Annotated in this window: 26 protein-coding genes; 7 read left to right on the top strand and 19 right to left on the bottom strand. The window is 50.8% G+C overall.

Features of this window, described 5'->3' with window-relative positions; genetic code table 11:
• Positions 1 to 177: 177 nt before the first annotated feature.
• The 5 genes from ABLV75_RS04510 to ABLV75_RS04490 are packed head-to-tail and all read left to right on the top strand — an operon-like array spanning position 178 to position 3,837.
• Positions 178 to 609: a PTS sugar transporter subunit IIA gene (locus ABLV75_RS04510; protein ID WP_004102113.1), complete on the top strand. Its 432-nt coding sequence runs from the start codon at positions 178 to 180 to the stop codon at positions 607 to 609.
• An 11-nt stretch (positions 610 to 620) separates the two neighbouring features.
• Positions 621 to 1,091: a PTS sugar transporter subunit IIB gene (locus ABLV75_RS04505; protein ID WP_004102114.1), complete on the top strand. Its 471-nt coding sequence runs from the start codon at positions 621 to 623 to the stop codon at positions 1,089 to 1,091.
• A gap of 40 nt (positions 1,092 to 1,131) precedes the next feature.
• Complete coding sequence (locus ABLV75_RS04500) at positions 1,132 to 1,926, top strand: PTS sugar transporter subunit IIC (RefSeq protein ID WP_004113116.1); 795 nt, start codon at positions 1,132 to 1,134, stop codon at positions 1,924 to 1,926.
• The gene (locus ABLV75_RS04495; RefSeq protein WP_004113118.1) at positions 1,923 to 2,774 is read left to right on the top strand and encodes a PTS system mannose/fructose/sorbose family transporter subunit IID; all 852 of its coding nucleotides are present in this window, start codon (positions 1,923 to 1,925) and stop codon (positions 2,772 to 2,774) included. Before ABLV75_RS04500 ends, ABLV75_RS04495 begins: the two co-directional genes overlap by 4 nt.
• A gap of 10 nt (positions 2,775 to 2,784) precedes the next feature.
• Entirely contained in the window at positions 2,785 to 3,837 is a 1,053-nt protein-coding gene (locus ABLV75_RS04490) for a tyrosine-protein phosphatase (RefSeq protein WP_047719826.1), read from the top strand.
• Positions 3,838 to 3,918: 81 nt separating this feature from the next.
• Here ABLV75_RS04490 and ABLV75_RS04485 read toward each other — a convergent pair whose 3' ends face one another.
• The 5 genes from ABLV75_RS04485 to ABLV75_RS04465 form a co-directional block, all read right to left on the bottom strand.
• Positions 3,919 to 5,208, bottom strand: a complete 1,290-nt coding sequence (locus ABLV75_RS04485; RefSeq protein WP_016808947.1) for an MFS transporter — start codon at positions 5,206 to 5,208, stop codon at positions 3,919 to 3,921.
• Positions 5,209 to 5,324: 116 nt separating this feature from the next.
• Entirely contained in the window at positions 5,325 to 5,786 is a 462-nt protein-coding gene (locus ABLV75_RS04480; RefSeq protein WP_047719825.1) for a RidA family protein, read from the bottom strand.
• Positions 5,787 to 5,802: 16 nt separating this feature from the next.
• Complete coding sequence (locus ABLV75_RS04475) at positions 5,803 to 6,963, bottom strand: M20 family metallopeptidase (protein ID WP_004102120.1); 1,161 nt, start codon at positions 6,961 to 6,963, stop codon at positions 5,803 to 5,805.
• Positions 6,964 to 6,981: 18 nt separating this feature from the next.
• Complete coding sequence (locus ABLV75_RS04470; protein ID WP_004102121.1) at positions 6,982 to 8,061, bottom strand: alanine racemase; 1,080 nt, start codon at positions 8,059 to 8,061, stop codon at positions 6,982 to 6,984.
• A 15-nt stretch (positions 8,062 to 8,076) separates the two neighbouring features.
• Entirely contained in the window at positions 8,077 to 8,748 is a 672-nt protein-coding gene (locus tag ABLV75_RS04465) for a helix-turn-helix transcriptional regulator (protein WP_004102122.1), read from the bottom strand.
• Between the two features lie 332 nt (positions 8,749 to 9,080).
• On the opposite strand from ABLV75_RS04465, the gene ABLV75_RS04460 reads away from it, so the two are divergent.
• Complete coding sequence (locus ABLV75_RS04460; RefSeq protein WP_004102123.1) at positions 9,081 to 9,881, top strand: hypothetical protein; 801 nt, start codon at positions 9,081 to 9,083, stop codon at positions 9,879 to 9,881.
• 314 nt (positions 9,882 to 10,195) lie between these two features.
• Here ABLV75_RS04460 and ABLV75_RS04455 read toward each other — a convergent pair whose 3' ends face one another.
• The 14 genes from ABLV75_RS04455 to ABLV75_RS04390 form a co-directional block, all read right to left on the bottom strand.
• Positions 10,196 to 11,050, bottom strand: a complete 855-nt coding sequence (locus ABLV75_RS04455; protein ID WP_004102124.1) for a hypothetical protein — start codon at positions 11,048 to 11,050, stop codon at positions 10,196 to 10,198.
• Positions 11,051 to 11,076: 26 nt separating this feature from the next.
• Positions 11,077 to 11,538 carry a fimbrial protein gene (locus ABLV75_RS04450; protein WP_017145861.1) on the bottom strand — a complete coding sequence of 154 codons (462 nt, stop codon included), beginning with the start codon at positions 11,536 to 11,538 and terminating at the stop codon, positions 11,077 to 11,079.
• 62 nt (positions 11,539 to 11,600) lie between these two features.
• Positions 11,601 to 12,086 (bottom strand): fimbrial protein, encoded by a 486-nt coding sequence (locus ABLV75_RS04445; protein WP_004102126.1) that lies wholly within the window; start codon positions 12,084 to 12,086, stop codon positions 11,601 to 11,603.
• A gap of 20 nt (positions 12,087 to 12,106) precedes the next feature.
• Positions 12,107 to 12,634, bottom strand: a complete 528-nt coding sequence (locus ABLV75_RS04440) for a fimbrial protein (RefSeq protein WP_004102130.1) — start codon at positions 12,632 to 12,634, stop codon at positions 12,107 to 12,109.
• A 1-nt stretch (position 12,635) separates the two neighbouring features.
• Positions 12,636 to 13,391 (bottom strand): fimbria/pilus periplasmic chaperone, encoded by a 756-nt coding sequence (locus ABLV75_RS04435; RefSeq protein WP_017145859.1) that lies wholly within the window; start codon positions 13,389 to 13,391, stop codon positions 12,636 to 12,638.
• A 242-nt stretch (positions 13,392 to 13,633) separates the two neighbouring features.
• Complete coding sequence (locus tag ABLV75_RS04430) at positions 13,634 to 14,608, bottom strand: LuxR C-terminal-related transcriptional regulator (protein WP_047719823.1); 975 nt, start codon at positions 14,606 to 14,608, stop codon at positions 13,634 to 13,636.
• A 134-nt stretch (positions 14,609 to 14,742) separates the two neighbouring features.
• Positions 14,743 to 16,086 carry an FKBP-type peptidyl-prolyl cis-trans isomerase N-terminal domain-containing protein gene (locus ABLV75_RS04425; protein WP_227506363.1) on the bottom strand — a complete coding sequence of 448 codons (1,344 nt, stop codon included), beginning with the start codon at positions 16,084 to 16,086 and terminating at the stop codon, positions 14,743 to 14,745.
• A 35-nt stretch (positions 16,087 to 16,121) separates the two neighbouring features.
• Positions 16,122 to 16,511 carry a hypothetical protein gene (locus ABLV75_RS04420; RefSeq protein ID WP_004102134.1) on the bottom strand — a complete coding sequence of 130 codons (390 nt, stop codon included), beginning with the start codon at positions 16,509 to 16,511 and terminating at the stop codon, positions 16,122 to 16,124.
• Positions 16,512 to 16,694: 183 nt separating this feature from the next.
• Positions 16,695 to 17,222: a fimbrial protein gene (locus ABLV75_RS04415; RefSeq protein WP_004102135.1), complete on the bottom strand. Its 528-nt coding sequence runs from the start codon at positions 17,220 to 17,222 to the stop codon at positions 16,695 to 16,697.
• Complete coding sequence (locus ABLV75_RS04410; protein ID WP_047719821.1) at positions 17,222 to 17,815, bottom strand: type 1 fimbrial protein; 594 nt, start codon at positions 17,813 to 17,815, stop codon at positions 17,222 to 17,224. Before ABLV75_RS04410 ends, ABLV75_RS04415 begins: the two co-directional genes overlap by 1 nt.
• Positions 17,816 to 17,847: 32 nt before the next feature.
• Complete coding sequence (locus tag ABLV75_RS04405; protein ID WP_047719820.1) at positions 17,848 to 18,582, bottom strand: fimbria/pilus periplasmic chaperone; 735 nt, start codon at positions 18,580 to 18,582, stop codon at positions 17,848 to 17,850.
• A gap of 19 nt (positions 18,583 to 18,601) precedes the next feature.
• Positions 18,602 to 21,103: a fimbria/pilus outer membrane usher protein gene (locus ABLV75_RS04400; RefSeq protein WP_047719819.1), complete on the bottom strand. Its 2,502-nt coding sequence runs from the start codon at positions 21,101 to 21,103 to the stop codon at positions 18,602 to 18,604.
• 106 nt (positions 21,104 to 21,209) lie between these two features.
• Positions 21,210 to 21,743, bottom strand: a complete 534-nt coding sequence (locus ABLV75_RS04395; RefSeq protein ID WP_004102152.1) for a fimbrial protein — start codon at positions 21,741 to 21,743, stop codon at positions 21,210 to 21,212.
• A gap of 67 nt (positions 21,744 to 21,810) precedes the next feature.
• Complete coding sequence (locus ABLV75_RS04390; RefSeq protein ID WP_004102154.1) at positions 21,811 to 22,356, bottom strand: fimbrial protein; 546 nt, start codon at positions 22,354 to 22,356, stop codon at positions 21,811 to 21,813.
• A gap of 909 nt (positions 22,357 to 23,265) precedes the next feature.
• On the opposite strand from ABLV75_RS04390, the gene ABLV75_RS04385 reads away from it, so the two are divergent.
• Complete coding sequence (locus ABLV75_RS04385; protein WP_004102156.1) at positions 23,266 to 24,588, top strand: FAD-binding oxidoreductase; 1,323 nt, start codon at positions 23,266 to 23,268, stop codon at positions 24,586 to 24,588.
• Positions 24,589 to 24,647: the final 59 nt, after the last annotated feature.

Here is a 24,647-nt window from a genome sequence, read left to right as displayed (position 1 = left end):
CGTGCCTGCGGCGCCGTAAACCCAACACGGCGCTGAATAACTGAAGAGTGATCACCCTCGCAGAATGAATAAATGGGACTTCTGTCCTGTGTATTCCCTCACCTTAAAGTAATACTATTACTAACATCGAAACAATAAATAGTAACAATGTCACTCAACGTCAGCCCGGGAGAACGTATGCAAACTGAAATTCCTGTCATTCTGGTCAGCCACGGTCCTTTTGCCCAGGGGGCGCTTTCCTGTGCGGAAATGCTTATCGGTGAACAGCGCAACGTGTCGGTAATTTCGCTGCAGCCTGAGGCCAATATCAGCGATGTGCGCGCCACGCTGCTCGAGACCTATCTCTCGGTCAATAAGGGAAACGGCGTGGTGATACTGGTCGATATGATGGGCGGTTCGCCATGCAACCTGGCGAGCGAGCTCTTTTTGACCTATCCGGACATCCTGCTGTTCTGCGGGTTCAATATCCCGACGCTGCTGGAAGTGCTCAGCAATCGTGATTTACCGCGCGATGAGATTGCAACAATTATTGAAGACGTTTTCCCGGGTAGCTGTTTTAACGTCGGAAAAACGTTACACGCTGAATACACACAATCGACCGATCTGTAGGGGAAATAAATATGCCGATTAATCTCGCAAGAATTGATGACCGTCTGATTCACGGCCAGGTTATTACCACGTGGGTAAAAAACCACGATATCGAACAAGTGCTCATCATCAACGATAAAGTCGCTGGCGACAAAATCCAGCAATCGGTTTTAACCATGTCCGCGCCGCCCGAATTAAAGGTACAGGTATTCGGCGTGCAGAAATTTATCGAAATCCTGCAAAAAACGGAAATTAAAAGACGCACCATGCTGCTGTTCACTAACAGTATTGATGTAAACACGCTCGTTGAAAACGGGGTGAAAATCGACAAACTCAACGTCGGCGGCATGCGAATGCAGGAAGGCAGAAAGAGTCTTTCCCGCGCCGTCGCGGTAACGCCGGAAGAAGAACAAGCCTTTAAATCGCTAATAGCCAGGAATATACCGGTGGAAATACAGATGGTGCCCAAAGATCCGGTAGTTGATCTGCAAACGTTAATTTAACGCCAGCGCGTATGACGCCTTTTAAAACAGGGAATACTCTATGTTAATTGAAGCTTTTCTGGTCGCCATCTGGGCAGGGATCTGCTCACTGGACGACGTTGGGCCGCAGATGCTACGCCGCCCGCTTCTGACGGGAACCGTTGCTGGAATTATTATGGGCGATACGGTTCAGGGGCTGGCGATCGCCGCCACGCTGGAGCTGATGTGGATGGGGATCGGCAACGTCGGGGCCTATTCCGCGCCCGACATTATTGCCGGATCAATCATCGGCGTCGCTCTGGGCATTTCCTCCAAAGGCGGTATCGCTGCGGGCATCGCCCTCGCCGTCCCGGTGTCGATACTCTGCCAGCAGCTTCTTATCATCTGGCGCTCTTTCGCCAGTTTCCTGAACGTATGGGCGGAGAAGTCCATTCAGGAGGGTGACTATGGTAAGCTGCTGAAAGTCCATTATTTCTCTACGCCGCTGTGGTTTCTGATCCGCGCCGTCCCCTGCTTCCTGGCCGTCTATTTTGGCGGGGACCTGGTGGGTCGGATTCTGGCCGCCATCCCGGAAAGTATTCTGACCGGTATGGGCGTTGCCGCCAAAATGATCCCGGCCATCGGCGTCTGTATCCTGCTCTTAATGCTGCTGAAAGGCCGGATGTGGTTCTTCTTCCTGCTTGGCTTCATGCTCACCACCTATCTGAAGCTGCCGATCATTCCCATTACCTTTATCGCTCTGGCTTTTGCCGTGCTCTATGACATGGCCTACAGCAATGGTCAGAAGGCCGAGAGTTCACCTGCGGAAAAAGAACAGCAGTCCACTACCGACACTGAAGAAGGATATGACTTATGAGCGATATCGCCTCTTATCGGGTGGCCGAAACCGCAACCCAGGACAAAAAACTGACTAAGCAGGATCTAAACCGTATTTTCTGGAATATCCAGTCAATGTCCTTTTCCTATAACTATGAGAAGTTACAAACCATCGGCTTTGCGCACTGCATGATCCCGGTGCTTGAGCGACTCTACGCTGATGCCGATAAAGCAACGCGCATTAAAGCCATGAAGCGCCACCTTGAGTTTTACAACTCACAGGTGAATACCGGCGCGCTGATCCTTGGCGTCACCGCCGCGCTGGAGGAAAAAACCTCGGAAGAAGAAAAAGAAGCCGTGGTGTCGGTAAAAGCCGGGCTGATGGGACCCTTTGCCGGTCTCGGGGATAGCTTACTCAAATTTACCTGGCTGCCAATCTGCGGCAGTATCGGGGCGGCCTTTGCGCTTCAGGGCAATATTATTGGCCCTCTTCTGATGTTTATCCTGTTTAATATCGTTAACGTCGGCTCAAAATATTTCTTTATCCACTATGGCTATAACAAGGGCGTAGACTTAATCGAGCAGTCGAAAAACTCGAACATTATCCAGCGTATCTCCAACATCGCCAACGTGGTCGGCGTGATGGTGCTGGGGTCGTTAATAGCGACAACCGTGAAAATATCAACTCCGCTGGTTATTGCGGTTGGCGAGCAGTCGATAAAAGTGCAGGAGATGTTCGATAAAGTTATTCCTAACTTGCTGACCCTGCTATTTGCGCTGGGTATCTTTTTCCTCGTCAAAAAATTTAAGGGCAAACATACCGTCGCGCTCATCATCGGCATGATGTGCATCGGCGTCATTTGTTCGATGTTGGGAATTTTAAATTAAGGGAAGATGTATGAATGAAACACCGCAGTTTTCCGTTATTCGTCATAATCATACGCAGCTTGAAATTCATTTTTCCAAAGCATTAGATAACGCCACGCTCTACTGGACGCGAGACCGCGATATTCACACCGCCGAGCGTAACTTGATTACCGATCGTATCTCAGGTCCGGTATATTTTGATGACCCTTTGCAGGCGCGGCAGCGTATCTATTTTATCGTGGAACATGCGCAAAGTTCATGGTTATTTGGCGAAAGAACCCTGCCGATTTCCGGTATAAATAATTTCAGGGATTTCGGAGGGTATCGCGGTGCAGGCGGCAAAAGGGTTAAATGGGGCCTGCTCTATCGCTCCAACCATCTGTATAATTTGACGCCGCAGGCTCAGGCCTACCTGGAAGGCCTGGAGGTAAAAACCATTATCGATTACCGCAGCGCCAACGAAATCGCGAAAAGCCCCAACGGCTTTATCGGTGAAAATAAGACCTTCCACCTGGATGCCACGGCGCAAACCGCAGAGCTGGCGGCCCAGTTTGCCGCCGAACCCAGCAATGAGGATCGCGCGCTGATCGAGAGCGTTATACGCGATATACCGGCGGAACTGATTAACGGTCAGGGAGGCCAGGTCATTGAGCAGTACAGGCATTTTGTACTCAGCGACAAGTCAAAAAAAGCCTTTAAGGCGATGATTAACGTCCTGCTTGACCCGGGCAATGCGCCGAATATTCAGCATTGTCGTGGGGGCAAAGATCGCACCGGCTATGGCGCTTTATTGATACTCTCCATGCTTGGCGTTTCTGAACAGGATATTATCGCCGACTACATGCTGACCGGCGCAAACCGCCTGGCGCGAAATAATGTGAAGATGACCGCCTATCGACAAATTACCGATAATCAGGATGTACTCGATTACTTACTTACCCTGATCGATACCCGGGAGGCATTTATCGTTGAAACACTGAACACCATGAAGGCACTCTCCGGCAGCGTTAATGCTTATATTAAAAATGAGCTTGGCTTTACCGACGCTGACTTTATTAAAATGCAAGAAAACTATTTACAGTAGTCCCTCGCGCTAACTGGAAAAACTGGTAGAAATAAGCCTCCAGTTCAGGCTGGAGGCCTGGGTGTGTCTGTCAGTTAACCATCATGAACAGGACGCTGCCGCCGGGTCCACAATCGGTTTATTCACCATAAAGAAGTAAACCAGCGAAGCCATAAAAGCGATGACCGAAGAGGCCACCAGCGCCAGGGTAAATGAACCGGTATTATCCAGAATCATTCCGGTAATAATTGGCGCAAACGACCCTCCGATAAAACCGCCGAAGTTCTGAATGCCGCTCACCGAGGTTATCAGCCGTGACGGTACCGACACCAGGATCAGTCCCCATGCCGAGGTACCGGCAAAGTGAATGGAGAAGAGCGCCATACTAATGCAGGCGACCGCCATAAACGTACTGTCAGTATAAGCGGCAGGGAGCGTAAAGCCGGCAGCGCAAAGCAGGCCAAGGCAGATCATCCATTTACGGCTCTTCATTTTATCCGCGCCGCGCTTCATCACCCAGTCGGCTACGGCGCCGTTAACCAGCATACCGGCAGCGCCAAACAGGAACGGAATAGCCGCTACCCAACCGGTTTTTTCCAGGCTCAGGCCGCGGGACATTTCGAGATAAGAAGGCAGCCAGGTGAGGAATAACCAAACCATGTAGCCGACGCCGTTGAAACCGATGATCATTCCCCACATCGATTTTTGCTTAAACAGACCGGCCCAATCCCTCAGGGTCACCTTTTCCTTGCTGGAAGGAGGCGTCTCCTCTTCCAGGTGCGCGATGTCTTCTGCCGACAGGCCGGCATCTTCCCGGTTGCGATAGAACATAAACCAGAGGATAGAAAGAATAATACCGCTCACCCCGATGATGATGAACATCATGCGCCAGCCGAAAGCCAGCATCATGGCGATCAGCAGCGGCGGCGCCAGCGCCTGCGCCAGGGTTGATGACATATTCACAATCCCCATCGGCACGCCGCGCTGACGGATGTTATACCAGTCATTAACGACTTTTACGCCGGTAGGCAGGTGCGGCGACTCCCCTATGCCGAGAACGATACGGGCGACAATCATCTGGCTGAAGGAGCCGACAAACCCCAGCGCGGTCTGAGCTGCGGACCACAGGAAGATACCAAAGCCATACACCTTTTTAACGCCGAACCGTTCCATCACCATGCCAATCGGCAGCTGGCACAGCGCATAGCCAAAGGAGAATACCGAGAGCAACAATCCCATTTCCGTTGCCGTCAACCCCATCTCTTCACGGATAGTGGTATTGGCAATCGAAAGTGAGGTTCTGTCGAGGAAGTTAATAATACCCGCCACGAGCAAAAACAATAATGCCATGATTTGCAAACGCTTCAGGCGAGAGCTTGCTTGACTGGACATATATTATCCTTTTGTAATGTAAACCACGGCAGCATTCTGCACGGCGCAGAATAATGCCGTCACAGGGACCCGGATATATTCCCGGAGGAAAGATAAATGTTAAATACTAAATAAATTTAATCTTTAATTTCAAAAATAAGTTCAATTTCAACGGGCGTATTAAAAGGCAGCGTGTTGGTACCAATTGCTGAACGCGCATGTTTACCCGCTTCACCAAATATTGCGATCAGTAAATCCGAAGCGCTATTCATCACCAACGGCTGGTCTTTGAAAACGTCTGCACTCTGCACGAAACCGAGCATTTTAACGCAGCCAGCCACGCGATTGAGATCGCCCAGATAGCTTTTCAGGGACGAGAGAATATTGATGATGCACTGGCGCGCGGCAGCCTGCCCCTGCTCTATCGTGAGTTCCCTGCCGAGGGTTCCTTGATAAAGTAATTCCCCGTTGACCCGGCAGTCATTACCTGACGTATACAATAAATTTCCCGTCTGCTTAATGGGCACATAAGAAAATTTAGGCGGTACAGGCGCGCTGAGCACTATACCCAATTCGGTTAATCGCTGTTCAATATTCATGGTAATTCCCTGATATTTATTTGAGTAAAGATAATGCCAGTGCGGTATATATTTGCGCGGCCTGATGCAGCTCTTCGATTTTGACATATTCATCTTTGACGTGCGCCTGAGCTAAATCACCGGGGCCGAGAATGATGGTCGGGATCTGGCAGCCTACGGAGAAGAACGGCGCTTCACAGGTGGCGTCGAAAATCGTTTTTTTGGCCGCGCCGGTGAGCGTTTCTACCGTCTGAAAAGCGGCTTCCACCAGCGGATGCGTCTCTGCAATAGACGAGGCCGGAATATACAGATAGTTTTCGAGGTCGTAGTCGTGCTGCGGTTTTAGTCCTGAGTCGCTAAGCGATCTTTGCAGGCTTTCGTTAATTTCATTACGTCTTTCTTCCGGCAGCACCCTGCGGTCGATTTCAATAACGCACGATTGCGGGACAATATTCGGCGCGCTGCCGCCGGTAATGGTGGTCACCAGCATAGAGGCGTTGCCCAGTAAATCGTGATGCTTTTGCTTCACCCGCTGACACTCTGCCAGCACCCCCGGCAGGAGCCGCGCCATTTTGTCGATGGCACTGTCCGGATTGCGCGTCTTTGCCGCATGACCGGCGGTGCCGTGCGTGGTCAAGCGGGTTCGGCTCACCCCTTTATGCGCCACGCAGATCTCCAGCGAGGTAGGCTCGCCGATAATGGCGTAATCTGCCTCGACGCCCTGCGCCACAAAATGTTCCATCCCCAGGTTGATGCGCTCTTCATCAACGTTGAACAGTAAAACAATTTCACCGTTGAACGCGTACTGCCGTCGCTGAATCAGGATCGCCGCGTACATCATTGCCGCAACGCCGGATTTCATATCTGCCGCCCCGCGGCCAATAATACGGTCACCATCAATGACGGCGGCAAAGGGTTCCACCGACCACCCTGCGCCGCATGGCACCACGTCAGAGTGTCCGTTGAGGATCAGCCGCTTGCCTGGCCGCTGCCCTTTGAGTCGGGCAATCACGTTCGGCCGCTCTTCTACCGCCTCCTGTACTTCAACGTCAATGCCTTCGCCGCGTAATACATCAGCAATGAACAGCGCGACCGCTTTTTCATTGCCCGGCGGGTTTTCCGACGGGTGCTGTATCAGGCTGCACAGGAGCGTAGTCAACTCCTGCCGTTCATCGGCAGTTAATTCAATATCGGTCATAATAATATTCTCAGTTAATTAATAACTTTTGCCGCGGGCGTCGATAGTTATCGTTTCGCTCAATATTCCGTTACGGAAGGCATATATTTCATCGACAAGATTTGCGACCACGCAGCAGTGGTTGGGAATAATATGCAGCCGATCGCCAATAGCGAGCGATACTTTTTCCGGGTCATAGCGCAGATAGCCGTGTTCTTCATTAAGCTTAACCAGCGCGACGTCCGGATGTTCCTGAATCAATCCGTAAGAACCGGGCGTCGCGGAAAGATCGGAGGTCAGCGATTTTGTACCGGCATCCAGCGTGGCGTAGCCCGGCAGCGGGATACTGACAACCGTCGCACAAATGGTCAACGCGCAGTCGGCGGCGGTGTAAATCCCGCCGTTAATCGCGTTCATATCGCCAAAAATAAAATTTCCGGCGCGGGATTCGGTTATTCCGCTGAGCTCATCGGCATAAAAAGAAGAGAGCGTTGAGCCGCCGGATAAAACGTCAATATGAAAACCATGCGCATTAAGAAGATCCCGACTGGTCATCAGCAGAGCGGCTTCTTCGCGCGCCGCGCGACGGATATCCTGCTCATTGTGGTATTGATAAATAGTCCCGGCATAGGTAAATACCCCGCGCACCCTTAACCCCGGAAGCGCCGCCACCTCACGGGCGAACGTCAGCAATTGATCCGGCTGTACTCCTTCGCGGTGGGCACCGAAATCAATGGCAATATCGATGTCAAACGTCAGGCCATGCCTCAGCGCAGCGCGTGAGAGCCCCTGCGCGCCCGCCAGGCTGTCGACAATGGTTCGCATGGTAATCTTGCGCGCCAGTTCAGCATAGCGCTCACATTTGTCATCACCAATCAGCGGATAGGCCAGCAGAATTGAGGTAATTCCGCCCGCAGCCATCACTTCCGCTTCAGATAGCTTAGCGCAGGTAATTCCACTCGCCCCTAGCGCCTGCTCGAGTTGAGCCAGGCGTACAGATTTATGGGTTTTAATATGCGGCCAGTGTTGAATATTATGACGAGCCAGTCCGGAGGTCATGGCGATAATATTCCTCTGCATAATATCCATATCCAGCGCAACATAAGGTGTGGTTAACATTTTTCCTCCTGACGGCTAGCCGTCACTTGTTGGGTTTTCCCCTCTGACCTCTCCCAGGTAGGCATAGAGGGTATATTTCGAAATGTTCAGAAATTCGCAGATTTTTTCTCCGGACTTTTTAATAAGGAAAACGCCCTTGTCATCGAAAAATTTAATCGCGTTGAGTTTATCCTGCTTAGACATATTGGCGACGGGGACATCAATAATTCCCATACACTCGGCAATCAGGTAATCAAGTAGTTCATTGACGTCTTTAACAAATACCTCATTAACGTCCTCTTTTTTAGCGGCGCTACTATCCGAATGACCGGCCAGTTTACTGAGCGTTTTTTCCGCCTGTAAAATATCGCTAATGTCGAGGTTGATACAAAGTGCGCCTATAACCTGTTTATTGCTGTTACGTATGTAAATGGAGGTGGAGCGTAGCATTTTACCCTCACGGGTGCGCGTAACGTAGTTATGCCTGTCGCCGTTGACATCCGTTCCCCGCAGCACTTCCAGCCCCAGATTGCTGCTGGGATCGCCCACTTTCCGGCCGGTGACATGCCCATTAATAATCGCGATAATACTGCTTTCCAGCCCCTGGGAGTGGTCGTGCAGGACCACTTCACAGTTGTCACCGAACTGATTTGCTATCCCTTCCATCATCGGAATGAAGACGTCTAAATTCTGCTGTATGTTTTCCATGTCGACCTGAATTTATGTTAGACAACCAAACTTTTTGTTATGTATACCTGCATCAGCAGAAATTCAGCAATATGAATCTGAACAAAAAGTGATCGACAACACACTTATTTCTGACTTTTTGTTTGGAGAGAGGTCTGAATCATACTTTTTGTTTGGTGGTCAGGAGGGTAACGGATTGTGCGGGTCAGGAGCCCTGCGGCTCCTGTGCTATTTTTCGTACGTCAGGATAACCGGCAGTAAAGGGCATGCCTGTTCGTGCAAAAAAATCTGGCCTGAATATAAACAACTCGCTATTCTGAAATGCTTTGTATTTTTTGTGAACAGGAAAAAGTATGCTAAGTACGTTACCCGATTTACACAGAAGTTTTGCAGAGCAACTCAAGCTTAAGTTTCAGTCTGACTCGCGGATTCACTCCCTTCTCGCTGGCGGCTCGATTATTCATGGCGGATTTGATCAATACTCCGATCTCGATTTTATCGTTGTCGTAGACCCTGTCTATTATGACGAAGTCATGGCGCAGCGTAGGGAGCTCGCCGGAACATTAGGCCATCTGTTACATGCTTTCACTGGGGAACATGTCGGAGAACCCCGCCTGCTTATATGCCTGTACGGGCCTGAACTCCTCCATGTCGATCTAAAATTTGTCACCCTGGAAATGCTCACTCAACGCGTTGAGGAGCCAGCAGTATTATTTACTCGTGATAACACGGCTCTGGAGCGACAACGGGTAAAATCCAGTGCTCGCTGGCCCAACATGACGCCGGAGTGGTTTGAGTCGCGAGCCTGGATCTGGCTTCACTATGCAGTGGTTAAGCTGGGAAGAGGCGAACTGTTCGAAGCGATAGGTATGCTGGCATTCTTTCGAGAGCAGGTTCTGGGACCTATGCTGTATCGTCGGGCAAATCTACCGCAACGTGGGGTTCGCCGCATTGAATTCCACAGCATTGATCCTGACGGCCTGCTGACCTCCACGCTGGCAACGCACGATCGTGACTCCGTCAGCGTTGCCATCAGAATGGCTGTTGAAGCTTATATCAAGCTGCGAGCTGATGCTCTGCCTGAAAATATCGTAGACGACGCGACACGTTGGGCGGTCCTTGCCATGCTGAAAAAGGTTTCTGACCAGGGTTAAATTTATCCTTCCGGTCGCTTACACGGCCGGAGTAAAGGTATACCGCACAATTTTGGCGGCTTCCCCCCCCCCAGAGCGCGGCGCTGGCGGATGCCTTTACCCGTTATGGCCGTAAAGCCGCAGTAATCACTCGTGGCGGCAAGATGGCCGGCAATGTCACGATCTGGGATTTACCGACCCAACCCGCGAAGTCGGCAATACCTGGCTGGACAGGGTCTCCGTCGCGGCGATGCGTCAGGGGCTGCCGGCAAGGATTGAGCGGGTGTAAACATCCCCGGTACGTAAACAGCGTACCGGGATCCTGACGACCATGATTAGTTATAAACCACCATCATCACGCCCGAACCGTTAAAGGTGCCGGTTGAGGTAGGCGTTCCAGCCAGCGTACCTCTTAACCGTAGCGAGGACTGAGATCCAGAGTAGGTCGTATTCCCCGGCGCCGAGTTAGTTGTCCCAAGCCCCAGATTTGCGCGCATGCCGTTACTGAGCGGGATGTAAGTATTGCCTGTTTGTAGCTTTAACACATAGCTAACCGAGGAAGAGGTGCAGGAAACGCCCACCGTACTATCAGCCGTTTTGCCCACTGCCTGGTCAAGCATTAGCGTACCGAAACTTAGCGTCACCTGCGGTACGGTCATAGCACACCATTCGTTTAGTGGTGGTGCCGTCATGCAGTTTATACCGCTACCGGCACCTGGGGGATAAACAAGGTCGGAAAAATCAAAGTTGCCATTGGCTTCACGAATTGTGTATCCAAAACAGACGGTAGAAGAGCCCCCAACGACACCATAATTTCGGATGGAAATCTGATTCCTGACGCTCCCGACGCTCGCGTTAAGGACTTCTCGCCAGGTTCCCTTATACGGGACGCCGGGCGGAGGATAACTAGTGGCAACATCAGAGGTACCCCAAAAGTAGCCATCCGCAGTCAGCGCATTTGCAACCAAAAGTCCGCCATGACTACCTAAGTTCGCTGGTGTGTCCAGGCTGACGCTACCTGAACTCACGGTAATATCGCCTGTGGTGATAATCCACTCAGTACCCGAACCGAAAGCCACCAACCTTACTGCAGTGATTGTTTTCCACCGATAGTTTTCACCGTACACGGGAACAGAGATCGGCACGGTTATAGCAGCCGCAAAGGCGGCCAGAAATAGCTTTTTCTTCACCTGCACTCTCCTGTGCATAAATAGAGTTACTGATATTCGGCTCGCAGGGTCGCGGTGGCGTTAAATAATCCTTCCACCAATTCCACCCCATCACGCTGAACAAGGAGGGCTTCAATAGTCGGCAACGTCACGCTATTGATGTTAATGGCCTCGCCCAGTTTAAACGGCTGGCCGTTCTGGAAGATTTTCACGCCAAGATTGGCCTGTTCTGCGCTCACCACGGTGGCGTTATCGGCGTCAAACCCGGCCGGATTACCGCGTACGCTGAGCCGCAACTGCCAGGCCAGACTGCTCTCTTCACACTTCAAGGTCAGCGGGACGGTTTCACGATATCTTCCCTCCGCAACTTTTTTTATGCGGACATCATTGAAGTTGATATATACCGGGCCATCTTCGCTTATTGAGCAAGACGGAGGCGTTATCAGGGTGCCGATAAATTCAAGGTTTTCCGGGTCTGCCGCCTGAAGTGATGAGGTCCCTGTCATCATCAATGCGGCCAGAAGAAATGGTGCATATCCAATCAATCTCATTATGTTGATTCCCTGTGCCATTACTGATACTCCACGACCAGCGAGGCCATAACCCTGAATGCCCCGCCGCTCAGGGTTATCCCGCTTTGCTTAATGGGGACAGCGTAAAGCCTGGGGATATTGGGATCGGTAAAATTCAGCCAGGAGCCGAGGTTAAGACGGGTATCACCATTGTAGAGAGCGATGCCTAACCCGCTTTTCCCTCCCGCCAGCGCGGTACTGTCAAAACTTGCCGGGGTACCCGTAATGCGCACTTTCTGTTTCGACGATACCGCCATTGAACAATCTAAATCGAAGTCAATTGGCTTGCGGTACTGCGTCCCGTCGATACGGGTGGTCATCACCTCGTTGCCAAAGTTGACGGTGATAACATTATTGTTATTCACCACGCACGGCGGGGCTTCTATCAGCGTGCCGCTAAAGTTGACCGTTGCGTCGGCCAGCACGCTACCACTAATACACACCGTAAGAAGAAGCAGTAGCTTACGCAGGTTTACAGGGCTCATAATATCTCTCTCCTCTTACGTCACTGGTAGTCAATGACCATGGTGCCTGTGCCGGAAAACGGACCTGCGGTGAGCGTAGCGTTGTTTTGCGCCACGGGTACGGCCCATAGCCTGGGTTTATTGGCTATGCCATTGAAGTTGACGTAGCTGCCGGGCGTCATAACCGTGGTGCCTGCGCTTCCGCTGTAAAGCTGTATACCCAGCCCCCCCTTGCTGGTCAGGAGAAGCCCGGAGCCAAAACTCGCCAGCGAGCCTCGAATCGTCAGCTTGAGGGCATTGCTGTTCAGATCAGTACAGGTCAGACCGTACTGGATCTCTTTCTTATAATTCACCCCGTCTACCAGCCGAGTAATGAGGTCATCACCAAATTTCACGTCTACGGTATCGTTACCGTCAATAACGCACTGCGGTCCATCGATCAGGGTGCCGTTGATGGTGATAGTGGTGGTGTCTCCTTCAGCGGCGCTCGCCTGTCCGCCAGCAAGAAGCAGTGCGGCTCCGGCCATCATCAGGTGCATCCGGATTATCGTTAAGCGTTGGCGTGTCATATTAACCTTCCTTTGGTTGTGCCACCTTCCCGGCGCGGCAGGCGATGCCAGTGCAGGTAAACGGCAGTAACCGTGCGCTGCCATAATCATTGATAAACATCAGCGTCGGCGTCGTGCCCATCCGGGATGCGGATAACGGCAGCTGCGCTTTGCCCTTTGGCGAAACCATGACAGGCTCAAAATCATCCAGCGCCTTACCGTGCAGGCTGCCGCGCGCTTCGACAAACGAAAAATGATAGGGCGTAGGATTCTCAACCTCATAGCGGTCCCCCTTGCGGGTAAGGGTCAGCGTTTCAGCCCCCGGCACCACGTCGAGAAGCGGATCGACCTTGAGGGCCTTGGGCCGCCAGAAAACTTTCATCCGGGTCTGCATTGCCAGCGTCAAAACGTTAGGCTTATCGGATTTTGGTGGGATCTCGCGTAAGTTAAGCCAGAAGACGCTTTCTCTATCGGTGGGCAGAGACGGCGTTTCGGCGACCTGCTGGACGCGGATCATCGTTCGACCATCAGGCTCAATACGTTGTACGGGCGGTAAAATCATCAGCGGGCCGTTTATTTTTTCTTCTTTCTCGTTTTCCATCCACCCTTGGGCGAGATAAGGATCCTGCGTATTATTATTTTTCACGCTCAATCCAACAGATTTCTCCCCTTCATTGAAAATAACCCGGGAGCGCTCTACGGATAATGCCGCCTGAGCCAAATGCTGGCTTCCGGTAAACAAGATAATCCCCAGAAAAGTCATTAATTTAAGTTTCATACTTTCACCTGTCGTATAACTTACAGGACCAGAGTTATTTCCTCTCTGACGGCAGAGAGTCAAATCCATTTCATCTTGCAGATAATTTACATTTTAGGCATGTCTGGATATATGAATTTGTAAGGTAGAGAGCCACTTTCAGAAATGGATCGATGAACATTCCTAAATTTGCATCTCGCCCACCCTTCAAATTCAGCCTACGTCACAGCCTTATTAGCTATGCCAGCTGTTCAACACAGCAATTAACTTGCCAGTTTCCAGCGCAGAGTATGGCTTCTACCCTTCCCGGTTTTGATGCTAATCACTTTACCGTTTGTTTCCATCTGGCATAATAAATAACGCATGCTGTAGATACTGATATCCATCTCATTGGCTATTTCTCGAGTTGTTAACCATACCTCATCATCCAGCTCGCTTTTTCTTAACCGTTTATTGACCAATCGTTTAATACTTTGCAAAGCTCGCTCTTTATCATCCAGCTGTCTCTCCAAATTACCGGACAACGTTGTTTTCCATATTAGCTGGTCTTCATCCGCATCACGCTCGTGATTATTAACAACCTCAGTATATTTATCAGAAACGGATTTTTTACCTAGCCACATAACGAAATCGCTATAGCGGGTGATATTGACTTTACGCATAATCGAGCGTCGATAACTGCTAAGCGCCTTAATACTACAGCCCATTCTGCGAGAAATTTCATCGTGGCCTAATCCCTGGCTCAAATAGCCTAGCATTAGCTGTTCCCGCCATGTCAACTGGTAGGGGCCAGGACATTTGCTACAGTTTGGTTTACGTAAGTCCGGAGGGCCACACATGAGATCGGCAAAAAACAGCATGAACAATTTTCTCCGGATAGTGGTTACCGAATTTCTCATCGCGATGACTGAACTGACAACCGGGCAATGAAAATTTTTGTCGTAATGTTCACTACGTGGATAAACGCTTAGCCACTTTTTATTGAGAAGCTTAAACTTATAGTCATTGTGGGTGCGAAACTGTTGACAATCGACCCAGTCAAACGCTTTTTCTCCAGGTGATTGGACCTGCACGATGAGATCGGCTTCGCGCGATTTTCTGACTAAGGATACAGTAATTTTTCCGCTAAACTCATCCTCAAACAGCTCCTCCAGGAGAAAGATTATTCCCTGAGAAAAATAATTGTTCTCAGTTGCCACATAAACTGGCAAATATGTACCACTGGTATCACTCATCATATTGCTCTCTTATCTGGAAGTTGTCATCTCTACAAAAATAAACATTAAAAAAGATTATACAGTTATTACCCGACTAACTCTGACGCCTCTACACGCAATATTTTAAAAGTAACGTAAATTTTTCTATAACCTATTTACATAGTCTGTCGTTCAATTACACGTATGCGCCAATGTTCAATATAATTACCGCGTTCTTGTGGAACACCATATTCATCAACTTTAACGGCTAACTCTGCTTCACCGTACAGACGGATATCTTTCACTACTTTCCGAAGCCATCCAGGGAGGTCGGAAAATTTTTCTTGTAATACCAGGCCAGTTATATCTGTGTCCGCAATCACGGTACCATCAGACAGACGACGATTGACCGAAATGGTTAGCGCCGCTTCAGAGTGCTCATCCTCGAACAGCGGCTCGCCTGCATGGATGACTTTATACCAGGCCTGTTCACCTGCACTCTGCGTCCCTTCCTCTTGAATAAATTGCGCCAGCCATGCGCTATCCCGCGCTTCCTTTTGTTGCCTGAACTTGTGCATCGCTTCTTCTACTCGCTGATTGGCGCGTTTAAGGTGGCGCTCAAAATCCTCCTGCGACAATCGGCGTTCGCCGCGTATCGTTTCCGTAATGCCGGCCAGAAAGACTTCCTTATCAATATGTATCTGTTGTTCATCCCGTTGTTCGAGTACCGCCAAAATGTCATAACCCATCGCCATCCCGGCCGCAAAATCCGCCAGTTCACCGTCAGTTGCTGGCAGTGCGGGATAGTGCGCTTCCTTAAGGCTCGACTGTAATTTTCTGGTTAATACTTGCCACTGCGCATTTTTTTCTTCCAGCTGGGTAGTGCGCGCAGTAAGCGCCTGGAGCTCATTCTGTTGAGTAACATTTTTTTCCTCTGCCGCAGCCAGTTGCTCATAAGTTGCCTGGAGAGCCACGACCTGCTCCGCCAATGTACTATCTGACTGTTGTACTTCGCGGCGAAGCAGAATGAGTTCATTCTTCAATCTCTGTACCTCTTTACGGGCCAACTGGAGGTTTTTACGTAAATCGATCTCTGCCGGGCTAAGCGACAAATGTTGTATCAAAGCCTTAATCCAGCCCCCTAAAACGTGCGGTTCCGGTAAAGCGCTATTTTTCGTGACACCAGCGGCTGAGGTGACGTTGTCACCCGAAGCCGTTCGGGCCTTCTTAGCTGTCGGTTCCGTCGGCCTGTTAGCCGGTGATTGCATTCGCTTGTCAGCGCCAACAGCCGGCGGCGCGATTGTTTTTCTGATGACTGCTGGAGGCTGAGCTGTCGATTTCTCCTTATCAGGCAGAGAACGCTTTACAGCAGATTTTTGACGCGTAGCAGAGGATTTTTCTTCCTCCGTCTGGGGCTGAGACGGGGATGTGATGGCTTTGTTTTCGTCCTTGCGTGACGTCCATTCACGGGCATAATTCAACACATCTGCCTGCGAAGATGAAATCGAAATGATACTCATAATCAGGACCAAAACATTCCCTGCTCTACGACCCATTAGATACTCTCACCGGTTGGCTTCGCTGCCAGGCTATTGAGCATTTCGGCTCGGATCTCCGAGCATAATTTTACCGCCTGAAACTTATACAAAGCATCAATAGCATTACGTGTTTCAGGATTAACGGAACCTCTTACATTGGTATAACCGGAAGCGCCGAGCATCACTCGCTCAAAGCGTGATTTGAGATCGACATGCTTAATATGATTAATCGACTCCAGTGCCTGAAGCTCTTTTTCGCACTGGACCATATCCAGCTCTCCGTCTGAGGTCACTGGGGGCTCTACGGATTCCATGGACGAAGTCACCTGAGAAGGAATTTTTTTTCCAACGCAACCCGTTAAAAATGTACCAGCAATGATCGCGGCTATGCATCCTAATCTAAACATTATTTCATGTACTCCATATGTATTTCTTTTTTAATTATCTTTCCTCCTGAAATAAAGCACAGGAGGCCAGCAGATATTTGCAGAAGATATCCCAATAGTTAATTTCACCATTAATAAACAGCAGCCAAAAGACGTTAATCAGCTGACATTTGAGGTAAATCCGAAATAGCTTATCAACTCGGGCTAATCATATTCCAGAAGAAAAGTGGTGACGCACTCAAAGTCCCCTTCTCTGACCAGACTGTGTACTGGTGCAGAAATAAAGGCCTGAAAATTTAAAAAGGTGTCTCCTGATCTCAATGCTGCCGGTCGCATAGGTACATTCGGTTTAACCGGTACACCATTCTCATCTTCCACCGCAATGGCAATGCCGCTCGCTGTTCCGCTAACCGCAAATAGTCCTGGCTGAGCGCTATCTTCGGTTCCCATAAAGGTTACGGTAACCGTATCGCCAAGCGAGAGATCGCACTCCGTCAACCAGATGGAAAAACGCTCACGTTCACTGCGGGGATATTTCATAAATGTCTTAGAAGGCACGTTACGAAAATCGACAATCTGATCTTCCGAGTCAACGTGCAATTCGCAGGGATCGGCAATCAAATTCCCGGAGAAATAGACGTCAGTATCAGCATGCGTGACCGATACGCCAGCCAGCAAAAGCATGAGAGGAAAGCTTGCCAGGCTAAGTACGCGCACTTTGTTTTTTTGCATTATTCGTACTCCAGGCCGATATTCACCACGCTGCGCCATTCATTAGCCAGCAACGGAACGGGAAGACGCCATAGCTGAGCCTGTAACACCAAATCGTTGCGTCCGGGGTAGAGAATCTGCGGCCGACTCTGAATCGCGGGTCGCAGGAGCTCTCCCTTTCGGTCGCTGAGGCGCAGCGCAACGCCTTCGACCCCACCGTGCACCCGGAAAAAGCGGTCATCCATCGGTTCTGCTTCCCCATAGATAGTCATTCTTACCGCAGACTGTCCGTTTAACATCGTGGCACCGCGCATCTGTTGGCGATCGCGCATAAACTGATACTCTCCCGGACAGCGATCTAATTTGATGTACACCTGTACTGATGGCGTCACGCTCCCCGGCCGTTCCAGCCCCCAGGCAATGGTACTGCCCAAATCGATCTCTTGTTCAGCCGACTCAGGCAGCAACGCGCAAGGTGACGCAACAAGCGTTCCGCTAGCGCGTATCCCACCGTTCAGGCCATCGGTGTCCCAGTTTGCGGCGCTCGCAGCAGAAACGATTCCAGCCGTCAAAAGCCACAATATGAGGGTGGTTCGACCAAATCCTTTTTTCATCAGGCTTCTCCTGTGTACAGCTCCGGCATTCATCAGGTAGCCGGGGTTTCTGCAGCTCGGCAAATGTTACCGCTGCAGCTAAACGGCAGGGTTGGCTTACCGCCGAAGTCGTTAATCGTGGTGACGTGCGGCGTGGTATAGTGCGAACTATTGACCATCGCGGTGGACTTAGGCGGCACCATCACCGTTTGAAATCCGCTAGCCACCGCCACTTTCGGCGCGGCGGTAATACCAATTACCGTCATGTAATAGGGTGTCGGATTTTCTATCTGATAACCGCCGTTGACTTTATGCAGCACCAGCTGGTTATCCCAGCGGCTATACTTCTCCGGCAGGATGGCTTTGGGACGATAGAACAGTTTAATTTTGGTGTGTAACGCCAGCTGCATCACGTTGGGTCGCTCGCTTTTTGGTGGTACCTCGCGCACGTTGAAATAAAAAATGCTCTCTCTGTCCTGAGGTAACATCGCGGCATCCGGCATGGCGTTGATACGCATCATGCTTTTACCTTTAGCTTCAAGACGCTGCAGCGGCGGGACGACAACAAGAGGGCCGCTGATTTTTTTCCCGTGCTCATCTTCAATCCATCCCTGCGCCAGGTACGGCATTGATGTGCTGTCGTTAGTAATACTCAGGGAAATGCTCTTTTCCGAACCGGGAAAAATGGCCCGAGTCCTGTCCAGCGCGATCGCAGCCCCGGCTTCGTTTATCAGACCCGCGGCCAGACTTCCCAGCACTATCGTCATCGCTATCTTTTTGCTTTTCATTACATCACCATTGACTTTCTCAGCCTCGAGTGACCGGCTTGCACGGCAGCAATAGTTGCTGTGCAGGGATAACCCGTGGCAGTACGACTTCACACTGAGCGGAACCACTCCAGTGCACGGTTAAGCGTTCATCCGGATTCACACCGGTCAACCAGGCCAGTCCACTGTCGCTGACCATACCCAGTTCGCGATCTTTTGCATTGTGTACCGTGGCGCCGAAAGGCGGATGGCGTCCATCTTCCTGGCTAAGGATTGCCACGACCTTAGAACCCTTCAGCACATCAAAGCGACGGAAACCGATAGCGCCTTCAGTCAGGGCGAGCTCTACAACCGGCGTTCCGCCAGACTCGACATCATCCGGCAGACGATTAACGTCAATCTCAGCCCTGGTTCGATAATAATTTGGCACTCCAGGGATAACCGCGATGCCAAAAGCATTGGTATAGCCCTGTAAGCCCACCGGAACACCGCTTACTCCCTCCGTACTGACCATCAAACGCGTCCCCCCCTGCACCCCACCGGAGTGTAGGGCCACGCCTTCAGCGGTGGCGGTCATCCCACCGCTGGCGGAAATACCAAAGGAGGTGTACTGGCTTTGCGCCCAGTTAAAGTTGGTGGTGACATCCGCTATATTGCCGGGATGAGAATAGTAGCCACTCATCTGGCTACGCGTTCCCTCACCGCCCCCGACGCTGTTGCCGGCGTTGATGCTGTAATAGTCGTTGTTATCCAGCCTTTGGCTCCAGCTGGCATTTTGTGTATAACGGTCGCGGCTTATGCTGCCGTTATAACCCACGGTTCCCGAACCAAACGGCATCGTCAGTGAGATATAGGCGCTGTCGTCCTTGCGGCCATTGAACTCACTGCGAGCGGCGTTGAGGGACAACGACAGATGTCGCCAGTCGCCGAGGTCAAAATATTTATTCAACGATACGCTATAGCGATCGGTCGCCGGGCGGTTCCAGTAAGTCTGATGCGACCAGTTGATGTGCGTTGACAAACGCAGGTCGGCAAAGTTTTTGGTCGCCTGGATGGTATAAAGCTCTTTGCTGTTCCCGACGTAGCCATCCCGATAGCGCATATCCAGATATTCACCCATGGTGAGATAGTTGCGCTCGGAAAAACGGTAACCGGCAAACGTGACTTCACTGTTGATTTCATCAAACCGTTTGGAATAGCTCAGGCGCCAGGACCGACCTTGCCTGCTTTTATCATCCGGGAAACGAGCACTGGCATGAGTAACGTCAGCAGAGAGCGTCCCGTAGGCGTTCATATCACGACCGGCGCCAAGCGCCAGGCTGTTGTAGTCCTGAGAAATAATGCCGCCGCCGTACAGCGACCACGCGTTGGTAAGGCCCCATGAGAGTTCGCCTGTGGCAAAGTAGGGTCCTTGAGTGCTGTGGTTATAATCGCGCGGACGACCGGTGGTCATTTTATAACGTAGCTGGCCGGGACGCGTCAGATAAGGGACCTGAGCCGTTTCAACCGCAAATGTCTGTACGGAGCCATCCTGCTCTTCAACCCGCACATCCAGGCGTCCGGTTAGCGCGCTGTTTAGTTCCTGAATACGAAACGGGCCAGCGGCAACCGTCGTTTCATGGATGACTCTGCCCTGTTGGCTGACCGTCACTTTGGCATTGGTGCGAGCGATACCGGATACTTCAGGCGCGTAGCCTCGAAGCTTAGGTGGCAGCTGGCTTTCATCGCTTGCCAGCGACAAACCGGTATAGCGCCATGAGTCAAAGAGATCGGAAGAGAGATAGTCTTCACCGACGGTGAGTTTTGACATCATTCCAGGTAATGCGCGATAGGCGTAAAAACGGCTCCAGTCAAAATTACGTGAATTTTTATCCGAACGTCCGGTGGTATTGTAATAGCTCCCCTGGTAATCCCCTCTCAGACGCCAGGGTCCCAAATTGACGCCCGTCGTACCGCTGATGCTGGCGCTCTGGCTCTGATTCCCCTGACGCGGCCAGGTGACATTGGTATTCAGGTTATAGTCAACCAACATCCCGGGGATACCCTCTTCCCAGCGGGAAATCGGTAACCAGGAAGCATCCTGATATTCCAGCCAGGCTTGAGGCACCGCGATTTGCAGGGATGACTCGGACAGATCGCCGCGCAGGACGACGCCTTCAAGAGCGGAAAAATCAGCGCAACGCCCCTCGTCGAGCCACTTAATCGTTTTAAACGCGTCTTCCCGCAGACCGAGAAGCTCTACCTGTGCAGGCGTCAGACAGGTTTCTACAACCACTCCATCGTCACGGGTTCTTTCAATAAAAGAAATTTCCTGGTCAGAAATACTGTGCTCGTTTAAGCGCATGCTGAGCGTGTAGGTTCCGGGCATAATATAACCGGCGCGGGAAAAACGCGACAAGTCGATATTTTCCCGGTCTTCCGAGTCCAGAATATCTATATTAAACTCTACCGCCACTACCGGTGATGTAGAACCAAAAATGGCAATAACAATGTAAATACCCAGTCGTCGCAGGTAAAAAGCTGGTGGTCTGCTTTTTTTCATTTTTTAAAATCCATTTATTGCCTGGTAGAATTCACCGGTGGGAGATGTCAATTCCGGAAATAATTTAGATGAGCAGTTCATCTATTTTTATCATTCATTTTTTCCGTTATTGATAGGTCACCATGAAACGAATGATTCCGTACCAGTCGCCTTCCGACAGCGTTTTGCTGCCGCGTACTAACGATAATAAGTAACGTAACTCATTGTTTTCATTTTGTATCATTACGGCCGGCATCGGTATTCCGTCGCGAGCCACATCGCCAGCCTGATTGTGAATACGCAGTCCAAGCCCCTGGGCCTCGCCATTGACTTTAAAAATATCCGGGCGAAATACCTCAGTTTCCCCGCTAAAGGTGATATTTACGCTTTGCCATAAGCCACCGCGGCTCCGTTCCAGTGAGCAATTCACCAGTCGTACTGCGAAGGGTTTGATGACCGCCTTGCCTTGCTCATTAAGATCGTTATACGAAATCACGCCGAATGGAATTTCCTGCCAGGCATCGTTGGTATGAATGGAACAGGCCGACTCCTGAATTTGACCATTCATCGTGACCAGTCCCCGCCCCTGATCGGACGCCAGAGACAACGGTGATATGCCTAATAACCCACTCAAGATCAGATAACGCGATATTTTTACCATGACTGTGCTCCTGAATATCGGGCTGCAAACGCAGCCCGAATAAAGCTACATGAGAACAGGACTCACCTTATTCATAAGCCAGGGTAAAGTTGGTTACCGCTTCAAAATCACCCGGAGTGACGTTGGTAACAGTAGAGATTTTTTCAAGGTAAGCGCTAAAGCTTAGGGTATTGTTGCCAATGCCCAGGCCGCGGCCGCTGGTAGGTACCAATAATTTCACAGGTTGACCAGAACCATCTTCAATACGTACGCCAGCCCCCGCAGCCTGACCGGAAATAGCCAGCATGCTCATATCTCCCGGAACATTACCGCCAGCAAAGGTCACTTTGACGGTGTTATACATCGGGTCACCGTTTGAATCCTTCTCGAAGGAGCAGTTTTCCAGCTCAATGTCGAACGGACGAGGAGTAGAGATACCGCCATTATCCAAATGCGTATTGGAGATCTGACCCAGTTCGATACGCTGATCGCCGTAGCCATTTTTAATAGAGCATGGAGCATCAATAATAGAACCCCAGAAGGTGACCTTGCCGCTTCCCTGATCGGCCTGAGCTGCGAAAGAGGCGACACCCATAGTGAGAACAACAGCAGATGCAATTTTGCTAATTTTCATAATACATTCCGTTATATTAAAAGTTACTGGATAACCATCCTGAAAAATAACTCGCAAAGATAACTACGGCTGTTTCTGGTGGCCAAAGTGTTGCTATATCTTGTTGAGTTATGTTTATTCCTGACAGCGAAGTCATACTAACTTGAAAACCCTTCCAGTCAAATATATGCACCTACTTAAACGAACATTACTAGCTAATAATTTTATAAAAAAATAATTTACAGGATAATATCTCGCCACACCCCTTTAACACGACAATGTGTGTAAAAATATTACTAATAATTAAAAAAAAACTTATCGCAACCTTCAACAGAAGTGCACCGGTAATCAAAGCGATTAAAAAAACATTAATTTTCAATGAATTACCTGATCTATAAAGGCGCTAAAAACATTAGGAGTTATCCATAGGAAAATTCCTAATGCATATTTCTGGCGGGAAAGTTTTAAAACTGAAAAATCCTATAAAATAGTAGGATTTCTTTATTGGAAGCAGCGCAGAGAAGCAATATTTTACCATTTGGTCAAAAAGCCTTTTGCGGCCGAAGTAACCTTATAGGTATGTCGGCAATACGATCATGATCCACAGCAATATCTTATGCGGTATCTTGCCGGGTCAGATGAAAGAGGAAAAAGATTTGCCCTCTTCACTGCAGCAAATGAGCATGCATCCCCGGCAGGGAGATAGGGCAAGTGGGATTTAACATCATACCCCTACACGTAGAGGTGTTATTTTTTCGGTTACTTGTTATTCTGCTGAATTGTTGTCCAGGTGATTATCATTCAGCGTAGTTATTTATCAGACGCTGTCCTGGCGCTTGCCGCCTCACCCTCCAGAGCAAAAACACGGAGAGCGGCAAATCCATTATTCACACCTGCCCTGCAGGTGTTTTTTCCACAGGGAGATTTACCGTGAGATTTGCATCAGTACCTTTCAATCAAAATCAGGTGGGATGGCCGCTTAATGAAGAAGATCTTTATCGCCAGCCCTCGCTGAGCGGCGACATTAAAGCTGACTGGGTGGTTATCGGTTCCGGCTATGCCGGGGTAAGCTTTGCCCGCAGGCTGGCCAGCATCAACCCGCAGCAGAGCATCGTGCTCATTGACGCAGAATGCGCTGCGACCAGCTCCTCGGCGCGGAATTCCGGCTTTATTATCGGCCTGCCGCATAATATCGGCAGCTCTACCGCCGAGTTGAAAAAGGCGCAGGACTATCGCGCTCTGCTGCAGGAGGGGATCCGCCAGCTCGATGACACGGTGACCAAACACCAGATCGATTGCGAATGGGAAAACGTCGGGAAATACCACTGCCAGATAGATCCGTCCAGCGAAGCCATTATGCAGGAGTACGTGGATAACCTGCAGCTGATGCAGGAACCTTACAGCCTGCTGAACGGCGAAGAGCTGTATCAAAAGCTGGGAACTCGCCTTTACAGCAAAGGGATTTACACTCCCGGCTGCATTCTGGTGAATCCGGCAAAACTGATCGCGGGCCTCGCGCGCCATCTGCCGGATAATGTCACCGTGTTTCACCAGACCCCGGCGCTGGCTCTTCACCAGGAAAACGGCGGCGTCAGGGTGACGACCCTGCAGGGCACCATCCGCGCCGACCAGGCGATGCTCGCCACCAATGCGCTCTCCCGCGAGCTCTCGCCAACCGTGAGCCGCCAGGCGTCGATGGCGACCTACGCCAGCATTACTGCCCCGCTTACGCCCGATCAGCGCCAGCGTCTGCCGGCGATGGAGAGCTGGGGATTAACCCCGGTCAATGCGATCGCCGGGGCCACCCTACGCTATACCCACGATTATCGTTTTCTTGTCCGCCAGCATGTCGATCCGGCATTGCGCGGCGTGATTACCGCCGGACAAACCGCTAACGCCGCAAGACAGCATCTGGCGCTGTTCCATACGGCCTATCCGCAGCTGCAGGATGTTCCTCTGGAGCGAACCTGGTCCGGGACCATCAGCGTCACCCGCAACGGCGCGCCGGTCTGGGGGCGTCTTGCGCCGCGGATCTGGACTGCGGGGGGCTGTAACGGCGCCGGCGTATCAAAACAGACCATCGCCGGGACGCTGCTTGCCGATCTGGCGATGGGCCAGGACAACCCGCTGATCGCCGCGATGCAGTCGCTCGGCCAGGCCAACTTTATGCCGCCCTCCCCGTTCCTGGATATTGGGGTGGCGGGCGCGTTATGGAAAGAGCGTTATATGGGACGTAAAGAGATGCCCGTATAGTCACTACGGGCGGGTGACTGACAGGTTTCACCGCGCAGGCGTGAAACCTGTTACTCAGG

Source organism: Klebsiella sp. CN_Kp066, from assembly GCF_040065135.1.
Taxonomy (GTDB): domain Bacteria; phylum Pseudomonadota; class Gammaproteobacteria; order Enterobacterales; family Enterobacteriaceae; genus Klebsiella; species Klebsiella oxytoca.
This window is presented reverse-complemented; position numbering and strand designations above follow the sequence as displayed.

Coding starts and splice junctions, on each gene's coding strand:
- ABLV75_RS04510 (WP_004102113.1), top strand. CDS start 178: ATGCAAACTGAAATTCCTGTCATTCTGGTCAGCCACGGTCCTTTTGCC.
- ABLV75_RS04505 (WP_004102114.1), top strand. CDS start 621: ATGCCGATTAATCTCGCAAGAATTGATGACCGTCTGATTCACGGCCAG.
- ABLV75_RS04500 (WP_004113116.1), top strand. CDS start 1,132: ATGTTAATTGAAGCTTTTCTGGTCGCCATCTGGGCAGGGATCTGCTCA.
- ABLV75_RS04495 (WP_004113118.1), top strand. CDS start 1,923: ATGAGCGATATCGCCTCTTATCGGGTGGCCGAAACCGCAACCCAGGAC.
- ABLV75_RS04490 (WP_047719826.1), top strand. CDS start 2,785: ATGAATGAAACACCGCAGTTTTCCGTTATTCGTCATAATCATACGCAG.
- ABLV75_RS04485 (WP_016808947.1), bottom strand. CDS start 5,208: ATGTCCAGTCAAGCAAGCTCTCGCCTGAAGCGTTTGCAAATCATGGCA.
- ABLV75_RS04480 (WP_047719825.1), bottom strand. CDS start 5,786: ATGAATATTGAACAGCGATTAACCGAATTGGGTATAGTGCTCAGCGCG.
- ABLV75_RS04475 (WP_004102120.1), bottom strand. CDS start 6,963: ATGACCGATATTGAATTAACTGCCGATGAACGGCAGGAGTTGACTACG.
- ABLV75_RS04470 (WP_004102121.1), bottom strand. CDS start 8,061: ATGTTAACCACACCTTATGTTGCGCTGGATATGGATATTATGCAGAGG.
- ABLV75_RS04465 (WP_004102122.1), bottom strand. CDS start 8,748: ATGGAAAACATACAGCAGAATTTAGACGTCTTCATTCCGATGATGGAA.
- ABLV75_RS04460 (WP_004102123.1), top strand. CDS start 9,081: ATGCTAAGTACGTTACCCGATTTACACAGAAGTTTTGCAGAGCAACTC.
- ABLV75_RS04450 (WP_017145861.1), bottom strand. CDS start 11,538: ATGATGACAGGGACCTCATCACTTCAGGCGGCAGACCCGGAAAACCTT.
- ABLV75_RS04445 (WP_004102126.1), bottom strand. CDS start 12,086: ATGAGCCCTGTAAACCTGCGTAAGCTACTGCTTCTTCTTACGGTGTGT.
- ABLV75_RS04440 (WP_004102130.1), bottom strand. CDS start 12,634: ATGACACGCCAACGCTTAACGATAATCCGGATGCACCTGATGATGGCC.
- ABLV75_RS04435 (WP_017145859.1), bottom strand. CDS start 13,391: ATGAAACTTAAATTAATGACTTTTCTGGGGATTATCTTGTTTACCGGA.
- ABLV75_RS04430 (WP_047719823.1), bottom strand. CDS start 14,608: ATGATGAGTGATACCAGTGGTACATATTTGCCAGTTTATGTGGCAACT.
- ABLV75_RS04425 (WP_227506363.1), bottom strand. CDS start 16,086: ATGAGTATCATTTCGATTTCATCTTCGCAGGCAGATGTGTTGAATTAT.
- ABLV75_RS04420 (WP_004102134.1), bottom strand. CDS start 16,511: ATGTTTAGATTAGGATGCATAGCCGCGATCATTGCTGGTACATTTTTA.
- ABLV75_RS04415 (WP_004102135.1), bottom strand. CDS start 17,222: ATGCAAAAAAACAAAGTGCGCGTACTTAGCCTGGCAAGCTTTCCTCTC.
- ABLV75_RS04410 (WP_047719821.1), bottom strand. CDS start 17,815: ATGAAAAAAGGATTTGGTCGAACCACCCTCATATTGTGGCTTTTGACG.
- ABLV75_RS04405 (WP_047719820.1), bottom strand. CDS start 18,582: ATGAAAAGCAAAAAGATAGCGATGACGATAGTGCTGGGAAGTCTGGCC.
- ABLV75_RS04400 (WP_047719819.1), bottom strand. CDS start 21,103: ATGAAAAAAAGCAGACCACCAGCTTTTTACCTGCGACGACTGGGTATT.
- ABLV75_RS04395 (WP_004102152.1), bottom strand. CDS start 21,743: ATGGTAAAAATATCGCGTTATCTGATCTTGAGTGGGTTATTAGGCATA.
- ABLV75_RS04390 (WP_004102154.1), bottom strand. CDS start 22,356: ATGAAAATTAGCAAAATTGCATCTGCTGTTGTTCTCACTATGGGTGTC.